Raw genomic sequence first — 14037 nt, forward strand, 5'->3', positions numbered from 1 at the left:
ATGCGCGGTACGTCCGCCGCTTGTTCCCCGCTTCGCCGCGCGATAGGGCGTGACGATGGCAGCACCGATTTCCAAAGGACGGCGATTGATCAAATATCTGTTGGTGGCCGTGCTGCTGGTGCTGATGTTCGGCGGCGCGGCGCGGGTGATCGTCGCGGGCGGGGCAAAGTCGCTCAACCTCGGTGACCGGTTGCTGGGCGACGGTGGCGGCGCGACGTTGCAGGTCGCGGGGCAGCCCTATGGCGCAGGCGCGCGCAACAAGCTCAACATCTGGGTGCCGACGGGGACCAAGAAGACCGACAGGCTGCCGGTGCTCGTCTGGCTTTACGGCGGCGGCTGGTACAGTGGCGCGCGCGATGACTATGGTTTTGCCGGTCGCGCCTTTGCCAAACGGGGCTTTGTCGTTGTCATCCCCGATTACCGCATCGTCCCCGAGGGGCATTGGCCCGACTTCCTGCACGACGGCGCCGCCGCGGTGGCGTGGACCGACGCGCATATCGGCAATTATGGCGGCGATCCCGATCGCATCGCACTGGCGGGCCATTCGGCGGGCGCCTATAATGCCGTGATGCTGGCGCTCGACCCGCAATGGCTGCGCGCGGCGGGCAGCGATACGTCGGTGATCCGCGGCGTCGCGGCGCTTGCCGGCCCCTATGATTTTGCGCCCTTCGAAAAGGGTGGCCGGGCCGATGTGGCGATGGGCGACATTCGCCCCATCGAACGGACGCAGCCGATCCGTTTCGTGCGCACCGATGCGCCGCCGCTGTGGCTCGGCCATGGCACCGCCGACACGGTGGTGCGCGTACGCAACAGCCAGCGACTGGCTGCCGCGATGCACAAGGTTGGCGGTTCGGCGACGCTGCGCGAATATGACGGGCTCAGCCACAACGACCTCGTCATGGCGCTCACCAAACCGCTGGCGTACAAGGGGCCGATCCTGCCCGAAATGACCGATTTCCTGCGCGGCGCCACGGCGCGGCGCATCGCTCCGGCGCCGCTCGCGCAATGATCCCGGCGATCGTCCTTGCGGGCAGCCGTCCCGGTCCCGACCCGCTGCTGACGGGGAGCGGTGTATCGACCAAGGCATTGTTGCCGATCGCGGGCGACGCGATGCTGGTCCATGTCGTGCGCGCGCTGCGCGCGTCTCCGCTGGTCGGGCCGATCACGATCCTGGCGCAGAACAGCGCCGAGCTGGCGGCGGCGCCGGGGCTGGCAGGGTTCGCCGACCTGCATTTTGCGGACTCGGGGCAGGGGATCAGCAGCTCGCTCGCCGCGGCGCTCCCCGCCGGTGAAGAACCGCTGCTGGTGACGACCGCCGACAATGTGTTGCTGACGCCGACGATGATCGCCGAATTCCTGCGCGGGGCCACGCAAAGCGACGTTGCGGTGGCGATGGTCGAGCGCGACGTGCTCTTCGCGCGCTATCCGGAATCGAAACGCACCTGGCTGAAATTCCGCGGCGGCTGGTGGTCGGGGGCGAACATGTTCTACCTGCGCGGGCGCCGGGTGCTACCGCTGCTCGATTTCTGGGGACGGATCGAACGCGACCGCAAAAAGGGGCTCAAGATCGTCGCGGCGTTTGGCCCGTGGTTGCTGATCGGCGCGCTGCTGCGGCTGTTCACCATCCAGCAGGGGGTCGCGCGCGCCGGACCCCGCTTCGGGCTCAAGGCCAAAGTCGTGCCGATGTCCGAGGCCGAGGCGTGCATCGACGCCGACAAGCCATCGGACATTGGGCTGATCGAGCGGATATTTGCCGCAAGGAACCAAGCCGCTATAGGGCCAATCCTATGACCATCGAAAAAGCCATCATCCTGTCGGCTGGGCAGGGCTCGCGCCTGTTGCCGCTGACCCGCGACATTCCCAAATGCCTGATCGACCTCAATGGCCGCACGCTGATCGGCTGGCAGGTCGCGGCGCTTGCCGCCAACGGCATCAAGGACATCGTCGTCGTCACGGGCTTTCGTACCGAGCGTGTCGAGGATCATGCGCTGCAGCTGTACCGCGACACCGGGGTGCGCATCCGCACGCTGTTCAACCCCTTCTTTCAGGTCGCCGACAACCTTGGCACCTGCTGGATCGCACGCGAGGAGATGGACCGCGATTTCATCATCCTCAACGGCGACACCATCATTTCGGACGAGATCGTCGCCAAACTTATCGCGGGCGCGCACGAGCCGATCACCGTCACGGTCGACGTCAAGGCCGACTATGACGACGACGATATGAAGGTGAACCGCGACGCGGACGGCCGCCTACACCATATCGGCAAGCGGCTGCTGCCCCCCGATACCAATGCCGAATCGATCGGCATGCTGGCATTCGTCGGCGACGGGCCGTCAATTTTCCGCAGCCAGATCGACCAGATGATGCGCACCCCCGAAGGGGTCGAGCGCTGGTATCTGCGCGCGATCGACGTGATCGCCAAGGGCAACCGCGTCGGCACCGTGTCGATCGAGGGGCTGGACTGGCAGGAAGTCGACTTCCCGCAGGACGTCGAAGCCGCCGATGCGCTTACCGCGAAATGGGCCGCGGAAGGCCGCTACGCGAAATAGGGTTTGAGCCAGCCGGTGAGCGCCGCGATCTGTGCATCGCCCAGCTTGACCGCCTGCGCCAGATCGGGCGGCCCTGGCCAACCGGTATCGGTGACCGCAAGGCCCGCGCCCATCCGTTCGCCGTCATAGCGCGGCAGGACGTGGAAATGGACGTGCGGATCGACCATCATCAGCATCAGATAATTGATCCGGGTATAGCCGACCGCCTGGCCCAGTGCTGCCTCGATCGCCGACGTCGCGATCTTGAGCTCGGCATGCGCCGCCGCAGGCAAATCGCCGAACGCCGTCGCATCCGACTTCGCGGCGAGCACCAGCGCGCCGAGGGTCGGTTGGGCGGGGCGCAGCAATACGACCCAATGGTCATATTCGGCGATCAGCGTCGCGGGGTGGCCGAATTTCGCGATGGTGTCGTTCATGCTTCCTCCATCCAGCTGACAATCGGGCGCCCCGCGCGCCGCTGGGCATAGGCCTGCGCCAGTTGCACAGCATGAACGATCAGCGAGATGACCGTCCACCAGGCGACGGCGATCAGCCCGATGTCGGGGCGCCCGGCAAGCGTGGCGAAGAACAGGATCGCGATATTCGGGTTGCGCCGCGCGGTGATCAGGCGAAACTGGCTGTCGAACCGGCGCCAGACATGGACGTCCATCCCGAAATCCTTGATGAACATCCCCTCGATCACGCGCTGGAGCACATAGCCAGCGAGCACGGCGATCATCACGAACAGGAAGGTCTGTGTCGACAGCGCCAGCCCCCAGGCGCCAAGCCCCACACCCCAGAAATACCACCAGAAGGGCGGGTGGACCAGGTCGACGCCATGGTCGGCGACATTGCCCCATTTCGACGAGGTAATCGTGCAGCGCGCCAGCTTTCCGTCGACGGTGTCAAGCACCATGAAGACGAAGGCAGCGAGCATGCCGGTCCAGTAATGACCGTGAGCGAAGAGATAGGTCGCATAGACGCACAGCGCCGCGCCGATCGCGGTGACCATGTTGGGGGTCATGCCGATGCTGGCGGCAATCCGCGTCAGCCACAGCGCGAGTTCGGGCCAGAGATATTTGGTCAGCGCGTCGGTGACGCCCTTATAGGCTCCGAAATAGCTTTTGCGCTCGATTTCGCGCCGCGTTTCGGGGGTCAGCCGCTGGATGAACGGCGTATCGAGCTTGCGCAGCTGGCGGTTGTAGATTTGCGGATTGTCGCGGTAATCGATGATCGTGAGCGCATCCCGATGCGCCGCGATGTCATCGGGGCCGAGGCCGCCGGTCAGATGCGCCATCACCAGCGCGTCGCCATCCATCACGACGGTGCCGGGCAGCGTCACGATATGTCGCAGCCACACCGGGTCGAACACATAGTCGAGGTTGACGTACAGCCGCGCCCCCGACGCAGGCGGCGTGTCCGGCAAGCCTTCGGCGCGCGCCATCCGGCGCAGCCGTTCGGCGTTGGTCATTCCCCACAGCAGGGTCGGATTGTCGCCGATCAGTACCAGCGCGGGCGGGGTCGTTGGTTCGCTCATCCGCCGCTCTTATCCTGTGCAGCATCCTTTGCAAGGAAGCGCGCAATCGCCTCGGCCCCGCGCTGGGCCGCGCCCGCCGGATCGCCGCCGATCGATTCCGCCAGCCGCTCGCGTTGCGCGTCGATATAGCGCGAATGACGCGCGCCCGCCTGATCGAGCGCCTTGGGAAGGTCTGCCAGATCGTCGATGACATCGCCCAGCGTCCAGAACAGATAGTCGGGATCACCGACCCATTGGGCGTCATGGGCGTTGAGGAATAGGCATGGGCGCGGGGTCGCCAGAAATTCGTAAACCTGGCTGCTGACATCGCCCAGATAGAGGTCGGAGCCGCTGGTGTAGCTCATGTCGAACAGCCGGTCGGAATCGAGATCGATCAGAATCTTGCCCGGAATAGCCAGCGTCTTGATCGCCGCGCGATCGCCATCGCTGGCCTCGGCAAACAGGCGGATGTGCGGCGCAACGACCAGGTTATACCGGTTCTGCGCCGCGAACCAGTCGATTATGTCGCGCCCGAACCGGTCCCACGACGACAGCCCGCGGTGGAAATGCGGCGCATAGAGGACGGTCGGGCGATCATTGTCGAACAGCCGCGCGCGCGTCTTGTCCAGACGCGTCATCAGGTCGAGCTTCACATAACCGTTGAGTGCGTAATGGCCCGGTCGGATCGTTCCGGCATCGAGCAGGCGCTGTTCGCTCTTTTCGCCCGCGACCAGCACAAAATCGAAATGGCGGTCGCGCGGGTCGAGCATGATCGCGCGGTCGCCCGCGCCGTGCGGGGTAAAGATCAGCCGGGTGCGGCGCGGCAGGAAGTGGCGAATCGCGGTTGTCGTCCGTTCGGGTACGACGATCGCGTCGAACTGGCGCAAAAAGCGCAACGCACTGAACAGGATTGGCAGGCGCGGATGGCGAATGATCGCGCGCGCGCGCAGCCAGTGGCTGATCCCGCGCTGCCCGAGCAGCCTGATCCGGGGCGAAAAGCCGGGATAGGCCGCCATCACCTGTTCGACCACCGGCAGATGTCCGGCGCTGGCGACCGCGACCTCGACATCGCTGCCCGCCGCCGCCATTTCGGCGGCGATCGGCAGCGCGTGGAAAATCTGGTGCGGTTCGCCGATGAACAGGAACAGGGCGCGCATTACCGCACCCCGGCAGCGGTGCCCGCCGCCTCACTTTCAAAGTCAGTTACCTGCCAGCCGTGCCGCGCCGCCCGCCGGACAAATTTTTCGCCGCGCCCGACCAGCCACGCTTCGTTCGCGAGGGCAAAGGTCGGCGCGTCGCTGACATGGTCGGAATAGGCGCGAATATGCGTTGCGCCAGCCGCATGGGCTTCGATCCATTCGGCGACTCGCCGCGCCTTTTCGGCGCCATAACAATTGGGTCCGTCGAGCAGCGGCAGCCAGTTGCCGTCGGCGTCGCGCTGGTGGCGCGAGGCGACGATCGCGTCGAACTCCAGCGCGTCGGCGATCGCGCCCGCGTAAAATTCGGGTGCCGCGGTCGCCATCAACAGCCGGTAGCCCTCGGCCCGGTCGCGCGCGATGCAGGCTCGGGCACCCGGCGGCACATCGCGCGGCACGCGCCAGGCGGCAAAACGGGCAGCAAGCCGCGCCGCGCGCGCGGAGGTCAGATGCGATCCGAGCATCAGGTGGATGGCGGCGGGCTTGAACCGGTCGCGACCGTAAAGGCGCAGCGCGTAACCGATCATCAGCGCGGCGAGCAGCGGGAGCAGCAACAGGCGCCACGGCGCCTCGCGCGCCGCCGCCCACAAGAGGAACAGGGTGAAGGTCGGCTTGCGCAGCACGGTGCGGTCAAGATCGTAAATGGCGATGCGCGCGGGGGAGCCGGTCATGGGGTCTCATCCTCGATCAGCCGCAACTTCCGTCCCACTTTGCCGAGCGACGCGCGGTCGGCATAGGGTAGCGCGAAACGGATCGCGGCCCATATCGATCCCAGCGCGATGATCACGATCAGCGGCAGCGCAACCGGATCGGGCAATCGGTCGGCGAGCAGCGCCGCGGCGCCCGCGACCAAGGTCAGCGCCATGCCGCGCGCTGCAACGACCGGGAACTGATGGTCGAACGGGTGCAGCTTTTCGTTCATGGCCAGTTGCAGGGTCGGAATGCCCGCCATCACCACCAGACCGATCGACGTCGCGAGCGTGACCCCGGTCAGCGCATCCATATGATCGACGATCAGCGACCCGGCGCCGATCGCGACGCCGACGCCAAAGATGCTCGCGGTCAGTTGGTGGCGAAAGGCCGAGACCACCTGCAACACCGGCGACGAAATGCCGAGCACCGCTTCGGCGGCGCGTGCGAACAGCAGGATGACCAGTGCGGCCTGTGCCGACTGGGCTTGCGCGCCGAACAGGCTGAGCAGCGACGCGCTGCCCGCTGCGAGGACGGCGGCGAGCGGCAGCGCGATCGCCGAGATCAGCCGGGTCGCATAGGCGTAAATATCAGCGACTTGCGCCCGATCCCGGCGCTCGGCGCTGGCCGCGAGCGGCGCCATCACATAGACGAAGGCGATGCGAACAAGCTGGACGACGCTCGACAGCTTGCGCGCGATGGTGAACAGCCCCGCCGCCGCGGCGCCCGCCGCGCCCGGCAGCAACAGGTTCAGTATCAGTGCAGGGGCGTCCCCGAACAGGCGCGCGATGATGTTCGACGGCAGGATCGACAGCCCGGCCCAAAAGGTATTGCGCGCGGTTTCGGTGCCGCGGGGGCCGCGCCAGAACTCCTTCAGGTCATAATGTCGGGAAAGCAGCCTCACGCACAGGATCGCTGTGATCGCCAGCGAGCAGAGGTGCGCGATGAATAATCCTTTCAGCCCGAGCCCGCCCGCAAAAAACAGCCCGGCGAACACCAGTCGCAGCACCTGTTCCCAAACGATCCGCAGCCGGATTTCGGCGCCGAACACCATCCGCGCGCGCAGCGCCGACGTCGCAATCTCGACAAAGGCCCATAGCGGCAATGCCCACACGAAAACGCGGATCGCAGGCGTGACGAGCTCGCGATCGCTGGCGGCGACATTGAGCAGCGGACCAAGATCGGCAGCAAATGCGGCGATCACTGCCGCGACGAGGATGCACGGGCCGACGCCGAAAATCATTGCGGTGCGCAGCGCGGCGGCTGCTTCGGCGTTGCTCGCCGATTGCGGCACGGTGCGCTGCATCGCGCTCGTCATGCCCATGTCGAAGATATTCTCGAGCAGGTTGATCGCCGCCCACAGCACCGCATAGAGGCCGTAGCCGGCCAGCCCGAACATCAGCACATACAGCGGCTGCGCGACGATCTCGACGACTGCGCCCAGCCGCGCGAGCACCGTGGTACCCAGCCCGCGCGCGACGCTGCGGCTGGTGACGGCGGGTTGGGCGGCGCTTTCGCTCATCGCTGCCGCCCTAGCGCCTAGACCGCCCGCCTGCCAGCGGCTTTCGCGCAATTTGGGGCGCATCAACCCCTTGTCGTCCCTGCCAATCGGGTCTAGTCAGCCCGCAATTGCACAGGGAGCCCGCGACATGGCCGAATTCCGCCTGCCCAAGAACAGCCGCCCGCAAAAGACGGGCAAGGTCCACAAGGCCGAAGGCGCGGCCGCGGTCAAGACGTTCAAAGTCTATCGCTACGACCCCGACAGCGGCCAGAATCCACGCTTCGATACCTTCGAGATCGATACCCAGAAATGCGGCCCGATGGTGCTCGATGCGCTGATCAAGATGAAGAGCGAGCAGGATAGTTCGCTGACCTTCCGCCGCTCGTGCCGCGAGGGGATTTGCGGCAGCTGTTCGATGAACATGAACGGCAAGAACGGCCTCGCCTGCACGACCGCGATCGAGGATCTGAAGGGCGACATCACGATCACGCCGCTGCCCGCGATGGATGTGATCAAGGACCTCGTCCCCGACTTCACCCATTTCTATGCGCAATATGCGTCGATCGAACCCTGGCTGAAGACCAAGACGACGACCCCGAGCGGCAAGGAGCGGCTGCAATCGCCCGCCGAACGCGAAAAGCTCGACGGGCTTTATGAGTGCATCCTGTGCGCCTGCTGTTCGACCAGCTGCCCCAGCTATTGGTGGAACAGCGACAAGTTCCTGGGCCCCGCGATCCTGCTCCAGGCGTATCGCTGGCTGGCGGACAGTCGCGACGAAATGACCGGCGAGCGCCTCGACGAGCTGGAAGATCCGTTCCGCCTCTATCGCTGCCACACGATCATGAACTGCTCGAACGCCTGCCCCAAGGGACTGAGCCCCGCGCGCGCGATCGCCGAGATCAAGAAAATGGAAGCCGAGCGGCAGGTGTGAACGACGGCATCGAGGAACCGAAGCGGCGTGACCATTTCAGCGCCGAGGCACTCGACGACGGCTGGCTGAGCTGGGACCTCAAGGACGCAAGCCGTTTCAACAGCTTTATCGAGCCGCTGACGGTGCGGGTCGAACCACCGACGTCCGACGGTCGCCCTTGCGCGCGGGTGCGCATGATCCCGGAGCGTAAGCACAGCAATCTGGGCGATAATGTCCATGGCGCAGTCACGCTGGCGCTGGTCGACATCGCGCTGTTTGCGGCGGCGCATCAGTTCGGAGCGCTCAATGCAGGCCATTCGGTGACGCTCGACCTGTCGACCCAGTTCGTCGGCGCGGGTCGGCTCGGCGAGCCATTGGACGCGGTCGTCGAGCTGGTCCGCGAGACCGGTCGCCTGATCTTCCTGCGCGGACTGGTGGTGCAGGGCGACAGCGACAGTCATATCGTGCTCAGCTTTTCGGGCACCATTCGCAAGGCGAGCAAGGATCGCGGCTGATGTCGGTGCTCGCGGCCTATGACGCGCTCGTCGCCGGCGGCGAACTCCGCCCCGATCCCGAACAGCGCGCCGCCGCTGAGCGGCTGAACCTGTTGCAGTCGGAACTCGAGGCGGTGCCGCCGCGTGGCAGCCTGCTCTGGAGGCTGACCGGGCGCAAGCCCGAGAACCCTCGCGGCGTCTATCTGTGGGGCGCGGTCGGGCGCGGTAAGTCGATGCTGATGGACCTGTTCTATGACCAGCTGCACATCCAGCGCAAACGGCGCGTCCATTTCCACGCCTTCATGCTCGACGTCCATGCCCGGATGCGCGAGGTGCGCAAAAGCGAGGCGGGCGACCCGATCCCGCTCGTGGCCGACGCGCTGGTCGAAAACACCCGCTGCCTCGCGTTCGACGAGATGGTCGTGAACAACAGCGCCGATGCGATGATCCTCTCGCGCCTGTTCACCGCGCTGATCGATCGCGGGGTGACGGTGGTCGCGACCTCGAACCGCCCGCCATCGGACCTGTATAAGGACGGGCTGAACCGCGAGCATTTCCTGCCCTTCATCGCGCTGATCGAGGCGAAACTCGACGTGATGGGACTGAACGGGCCGACCGATTACCGCCGCGACCGGCTGGGCGATGGTGCGCGCTGGTTCGTCCCCGCCGACGAGGCGGCGAGTGCGGCGCTGTCGGCCGCCTTTTTCCGCCTGACCGATTATCCGCCCGAGGACCGCGCGCATGTGCCGACGCTCGATCTCGACCTTGGCGGCGGGCGGACGCTGCATGTGCCGAAGGCGTTGAAAGGCGTTGCGGTCTTTTCGTTCAAGCGGCTGTGTGCCGAGGCGCGGGGGGCGTCGGACTATCTGGCGGTCGCGCGCCACTTCCACACCGTCATTATCGTCGGCATCCCGCGTATGGGACCGGAAAACCGCAACGAAGCGGCGCGCTTCGTGACGCTGGTCGATGCGCTGTACGAATATAAGGTCAAGTTGCTGGCGAGCGCCGCGGCGATGCCCGATGATCTGTATGTCGCGGGCGACGGTGCGTTCGAATTCGAACGCACCGCGAGCCGCCTGTCCGAAATGCAGTCGGACGACTACCTCGCGTTAGGCCATGGCGAGCAGGACGCCACCGTTTAGCATATTGCTCCGGCCAATCTGCGCCGTAGCCCTGAGCCTGTCGAAGGGCGCTTCTCGGACAAGCGCACTTCGACAGGCTCAGGGCTACGGCTAGAGTCGGCCCGCCCGAAGCAGACTCAAGCCATGGCGAGCAGGACGCCGGTGGCAATTTTGCCCCAGCGTGACGAATTGATCGTCACCGCGATGACATCGCGGACATAGCGCACCTCATGTGCGAGGTGGCCCAGCCCTTGCTGAATGACCCGGCGCAGCGTGCGAAACGGGCGCGGCGCGGGAACGTGGATACGGCGGGGGCGCGCGGGCGGCGCGGGCAGGGTGATCAGCCCGCCGCTGGTCACGCGGGCATCGTCGGCAACGGCGCGGCACAGCGCCTCCATCCGCGAAATCGCCAGCCGGTTGGCGACCTTGCGGTCGCGGCTCAGCAATTCGAAGCTATGGCTGAACGCCGAAAACTGGATCGCGCCGCTGGCGGCATTGTGATCGAGCGCGTCGCGCATTTCCTCTTCGGACATCGCGCATAGCTGCGCCGGGCGAAAACGGTTGGCGCGGTCCATCAGGCCGCTGACTGGCACTTCGATCACGCCATGATGCTCGCGCATGCCCTGGTTCCCGGCATCGAGCGAGATGGCGCAGCCATGCCCCAGATAGGCGGCGTTGAAACTGCTGTCGAAACGAAAGCCCAGCGCGGCGAGCGCGCGCAGCGTATCGTCGTTGGCGCCGAAATTTCCGGCCCGAAACGCGGTCGGTCGGGGCGCCCCCGCGCCGACCAAAATGTCGCGCGCGAGCGCGATGAGCTTTTTCTGTGCCGCCAGCGGAAAGTCGCCGATGTTCCGTCCGGTCAATCGCCCGACCGGGTTAAAGCGGGCGAAGGCGAGCCATTCGGTGTGGATATGGACCTGCACCTCGTGCCCGCGGTCCAGCACCGGGCGGACGATCGCATCGATGACTTCGGGGCCGTAAACCAGCGCCGGCATCGGATCGATAAAGAACACCCCGGTCAGGCCGTGGCGTTCGAGCATGTCCATCTGGAAATGGATGCCGAAATCGCCTTCGCGGCAGCGCCCCAGGATCGAGCTTTCGAAATTGGCGCGCGCATCGGCGCCGCGCTGGTATAGCCCGGCGGACAGCTCGGTATCGAAACTGATGATTGCCCGCGTCATCCGCTCGCGCCTATCACCCCAGCGATAAAGGAGGGTTAACTTCGCCGGGTGGCCGTTCCCCGACGTCCGTCAGCCTGTCACGCATACGCGCTATTGTCCATCCAAACCCGCGCAGGATCGGCTGCGTTGCTTCTTGTTGTTATTGCGAACTATTTGCAGAAAAAGGCGGAATTTCGCGCTTTTCGCGGTTGTTTCGTTAACGGAATCGGCGTAGGGGCGACCCAAGTCTTGGGATCGGCACGGCACTTTGGCCCGTGTGCCGCCGGTCTGTGAAGCATTGCCGGGCTTGCCAGGAAGGGAGTGCCGCGCGCCATGGGACGCAAGAAGATCGCATTGATCGGAGCCGGGAATATCGGCGGAACGCTGGCGCTGCTCGCCGCGCAGAAGGAACTGGGCGATGTCGTCCTGTTCGACGTCGTCGAAGGCGTGCCGCAGGGCAAGGCGCTCGATCTGTCGCAGGTCGGTCCGATCGCGGGCTTCGATGCAAAGATCACCGGATCGAACGATTACAAGGACATCGCGGGCGCCGACGTCATCATCGTCACCGCCGGGGTCGCGCGCAAGCCGGGCATGAGCCGCGACGATCTGCTCGGCATCAACCTGAAGGTCATGAAGGCGGTCGGCGAAGGCATCAAGGCGAACGCCCCCGACGCGTTCGTCATCTGCATCACCAATCCTTTGGATGCCATGGTGTGGGCGCTGCGCGAATTTTCGGGGCTGCCGCACAACAAGGTCGTCGGCATGGCCGGCGTGCTCGACTCGGCGCGCTTCAGCCACTTCATCGCCGACGAATTCGATGTGTCGGTGAAGGATGTGAACACCTTCGTGCTCGGCGGCCATGGCGACACGATGGTTCCCGTCGTGCGCTACTCGACCGTCAACGGCATTCCCGTTCCCGACCTCGTCAAGATGGGCCTGTCGTCGCAGGACAAGATCGACGCGATCGTCAAGCGCACCCGCGGCGGCGGCGGCGAAATCGTCGCGCTGCTCGGCACCGGTTCGGCTTTCTATGCCCCGGCAGCATCGGGCATCGCGATGGCCGAAGCCTATCTGGGTGACCAGAAGCGCATCCTGCCCTGCGCGGCGTATGTCGATGGCCAGTACGGCCTTGACGGCCTGTATGTCGGCGTTCCGGTGCTGATCGGCGCGGGCGGGGTCGAAAAGATCGTCGAGATCGAACTCGACGATGCCGACAAGGCCGGCCTGCAGGTCTCGGTCGACGCGGTCAAGGAACTTCTAGAAGCGTGCAAAAATTTGGATCCGTCGCTCGCATGATATCGCGCATCGCCGCCGCTGCACTGGGCCTGGGCATCGCTCAAGGCGCCTACGCCCAGTCCGTGACCCTGACGGTCAAGGATGGACGAGCGCTGGTCGTGGGCGGCGAGACGCTTCTGGGAGCCAACCTTGCCGCCACCGATCTCGACGGTGCCGCAATCGTGGCGGAGTTCGGACGGCTTTGTGCGGACCCCGCAACGGTTGGCGACCGGATTGCGGCCTCATCTCTCGGGTTGTCAGAGGTCGAAGCTGTGTTTCCTGCGGAAGGCAAGCAGGGCGAGGCGCGGGTCAAGCAATGGCGCAGCGCGGCAGCGGCGGTGTCGGCATGGACCGGCGATGATGCCAACCTAAAGAATCGGCCCATTGCGATGCCGAGCCGTGGTGCGGTGACGACGGGTCCCTATGGTCCGTTTCGTGCTGCTGGCAAGCAATGCAATCTGGTGTTCGGCGTTCGCGATTTTTCGAGCGTCACCTCCATCATCGAGGCGCTTCGCACGACTTATGGCGAACCTGGAAAACTGGTCGTCAAGAATACTTTTGCCGATGGTTATTGGGCGGTGAGCGCGGGTGACGCATCCGCGCGCGTCAATCTGAACACGCCCACGACGCGAAACGGACCGCAGCCAGTGCATCTGTCGATGCAATTGGTCGAGCCACCGGCAAAGTGATGATTTGAGCCTATCCGATAGGCCCCTCCAAGGAGTTAGACGAGTTATGAGCATCCTCATCGACAAGAACACCAAGGTCATCACGCAAGGGATGACCGGTGCCACCGGCACCTTCCACACCGAACAGGCGCTCGCCTATGGCACGCAGATGGTCGGCGGCGTGACGCCGGGCAAGGGCGGCACGACCCACATCGGCCTGCCGATGTTCGACACCGTCGCCGAAGCCAAGGATGTGACCGGCGCGACCGCGAGCTGCATCTATGTGCCGCCGCCGTTCGCCGCGGACTCGATCCTCGAGGCGATCGACGCCGAAATCCCGCTGATCGTCTGCATCACCGAGGGCATTCCGGTGCTCGACATGGTCAAGGTGAAGCGCGCCCTCAGCGGCTCGAAATCGCGCCTGATCGGCCCGAACTGCCCCGGCGTGCTGACCCCGGGCGAATGCAAGATCGGCATCATGCCCGGCAGCATCTTTTCGAAGGGCAGCGTCGGCGTCGTCTCGCGTTCGGGCACGCTGACCTATGAAGCCGTGTTCCAGACGAGCAATGCGGGCCTCGGTCAGACGACCGCGGTCGGCATCGGCGGCGATCCGGTCAACGGCACCAATTTCATCGACGTGCTCGAGCTGTTCCTCGCCGACGAAGCGACCAAGTCAATCATCATGATCGGCGAAATCGGCGGCGACGCCGAGGAACAGGCCGCGCAATTCCTGATCGACGAAGCCAAGCGCGGCCGCAAAAAGCCGATGGCCGGCTTCATCGCGGGCCGCACCGCCCCTCCGGGCCGCCGCATGGGCCACGCCGGCGCGATCGTGTCGGGCGGCAAGGGTGACGCCGAAAGCAAGATCGCGGCGATGGAAGCCGCAGGCATCACCATGTCAGCGAGCCCGTCCGAACTCGGCACCACGCTGGTCGAAGTGCTGAAAGAACGCGTTTGATTTAAGCGCCCGCTGTC

General features: G+C 65.3%; 15 protein-coding genes. 9 read left to right on the top strand and 6 right to left on the bottom strand.

Features of this window, described 5'->3' with window-relative positions:
* The first annotated feature begins 55 nt into the window (after positions 1-55).
* Genes SPYCW_RS02345 through SPYCW_RS02355 form a run of 3 tightly spaced genes read left to right on the top strand, consistent with a single transcriptional unit; the run spans position 56 to position 2552 of the window.
* On the top strand, positions 56-1009 hold the full coding sequence (locus SPYCW_RS02345; RefSeq protein WP_120215425.1) for an alpha/beta hydrolase: 954 nt from the start codon (positions 56-58) through the stop codon (positions 1007-1009).
* A complete protein-coding gene (locus tag SPYCW_RS02350) occupies positions 1006-1791 on the top strand; it encodes a nucleotidyltransferase family protein (RefSeq protein WP_120215426.1) in 786 nt (261 codons plus the stop codon). The genes SPYCW_RS02345 and SPYCW_RS02350 overlap by 4 nt, the downstream gene beginning before the upstream one ends.
* Positions 1788-2552, top strand: a complete 765-nt coding sequence (locus SPYCW_RS02355) for a phosphocholine cytidylyltransferase family protein (protein ID WP_120215427.1) — start codon at positions 1788-1790, stop codon at positions 2550-2552. Before SPYCW_RS02350 ends, SPYCW_RS02355 begins: the two co-directional genes overlap by 4 nt.
* On the opposite strand, the gene SPYCW_RS02360 is transcribed toward SPYCW_RS02355, so the two are convergent.
* Genes SPYCW_RS02360 through SPYCW_RS02380 form a run of 5 tightly spaced genes read right to left on the bottom strand, consistent with a single transcriptional unit; the run spans position 2540 to position 7455 of the window.
* Positions 2540-2968, bottom strand: coding sequence for an HIT family protein (locus SPYCW_RS02360; protein ID WP_120215428.1), 429 nt, complete (start codon positions 2966-2968; stop codon positions 2540-2542). The two genes, SPYCW_RS02355 and SPYCW_RS02360, sit on opposite strands and share 13 nt — an antisense overlap.
* On the bottom strand, positions 2965-4068 hold the full coding sequence (locus SPYCW_RS02365) for a CDP-alcohol phosphatidyltransferase family protein (RefSeq protein WP_120215429.1): 1104 nt from the start codon (positions 4066-4068) through the stop codon (positions 2965-2967). Before SPYCW_RS02365 ends, SPYCW_RS02360 begins: the two co-directional genes overlap by 4 nt.
* Positions 4065-5204, bottom strand: coding sequence for a hypothetical protein (locus tag SPYCW_RS02370; protein ID WP_120215430.1), 1140 nt, complete (start codon positions 5202-5204; stop codon positions 4065-4067). The genes SPYCW_RS02365 and SPYCW_RS02370 overlap by 4 nt, the downstream gene beginning before the upstream one ends.
* The gene (locus tag SPYCW_RS02375; protein ID WP_120215431.1) at positions 5204-5914 is read right to left on the bottom strand and encodes an HAD family hydrolase; all 711 of its coding nucleotides are present in this window, start codon (positions 5912-5914) and stop codon (positions 5204-5206) included. The genes SPYCW_RS02370 and SPYCW_RS02375 overlap by 1 nt, the downstream gene beginning before the upstream one ends.
* Complete coding sequence (locus SPYCW_RS02380) at positions 5911-7455, bottom strand: lipopolysaccharide biosynthesis protein (RefSeq protein ID WP_120218045.1); 1545 nt, start codon at positions 7453-7455, stop codon at positions 5911-5913. Before SPYCW_RS02380 ends, SPYCW_RS02375 begins: the two co-directional genes overlap by 4 nt.
* 127 nt (positions 7456-7582) lie before the next feature.
* Here SPYCW_RS02380 and SPYCW_RS02385 point away from each other — a divergent pair, with 127 nt between their 5' ends.
* From SPYCW_RS02385 to zapE, 3 genes are read left to right on the top strand one after another with little or no spacing between them, the layout of a single operon-like run.
* Complete coding sequence (locus tag SPYCW_RS02385; protein WP_120215432.1) at positions 7583-8365, top strand: succinate dehydrogenase iron-sulfur subunit; 783 nt, start codon at positions 7583-7585, stop codon at positions 8363-8365.
* A complete protein-coding gene (locus SPYCW_RS02390) occupies positions 8362-8859 on the top strand; it encodes a PaaI family thioesterase (protein ID WP_171005245.1) in 498 nt (165 codons plus the stop codon). Before SPYCW_RS02385 ends, SPYCW_RS02390 begins: the two co-directional genes overlap by 4 nt.
* Positions 8856-9980 carry a cell division protein ZapE gene (zapE, locus tag SPYCW_RS02395; protein WP_120215433.1) on the top strand — a complete coding sequence of 375 codons (1125 nt, stop codon included), beginning with the start codon at positions 8856-8858 and terminating at the stop codon, positions 9978-9980. Before SPYCW_RS02390 ends, zapE begins: the two co-directional genes overlap by 4 nt.
* Before the next feature lie 116 nt (positions 9981-10096).
* Here the strand turns inward: zapE and SPYCW_RS02400 are convergent, their stop codons facing one another.
* Positions 10097-11140, bottom strand: a complete 1044-nt coding sequence (locus SPYCW_RS02400; protein WP_120215434.1) for a polysaccharide deacetylase family protein — start codon at positions 11138-11140, stop codon at positions 10097-10099.
* Positions 11141-11452: 312 nt separating this feature from the next.
* On the opposite strand from SPYCW_RS02400, the gene mdh reads away from it, so the two are divergent.
* Genes mdh through sucD form a run of 3 tightly spaced genes read left to right on the top strand, consistent with a single transcriptional unit; the run spans position 11453 to position 14020 of the window.
* Positions 11453-12415, top strand: a complete 963-nt coding sequence (gene mdh / locus SPYCW_RS02405) for a malate dehydrogenase (protein ID WP_120215435.1) — start codon at positions 11453-11455, stop codon at positions 12413-12415.
* Positions 12412-13083: a hypothetical protein gene (locus tag SPYCW_RS02410; protein WP_120215436.1), complete on the top strand. Its 672-nt coding sequence runs from the start codon at positions 12412-12414 to the stop codon at positions 13081-13083. The genes mdh and SPYCW_RS02410 overlap by 4 nt, the downstream gene beginning before the upstream one ends.
* 46 nt (positions 13084-13129) lie before the next feature.
* Positions 13130-14020, top strand: a complete 891-nt coding sequence (sucD, locus tag SPYCW_RS02415) for a succinate--CoA ligase subunit alpha (RefSeq protein ID WP_120215437.1) — start codon at positions 13130-13132, stop codon at positions 14018-14020.
* Positions 14021-14037 lie beyond the last annotated feature (17 nt).

The organism is Sphingopyxis sp. EG6 (assembly GCF_003609815.1).
Classification (GTDB): domain Bacteria; phylum Pseudomonadota; class Alphaproteobacteria; order Sphingomonadales; family Sphingomonadaceae; genus Sphingopyxis.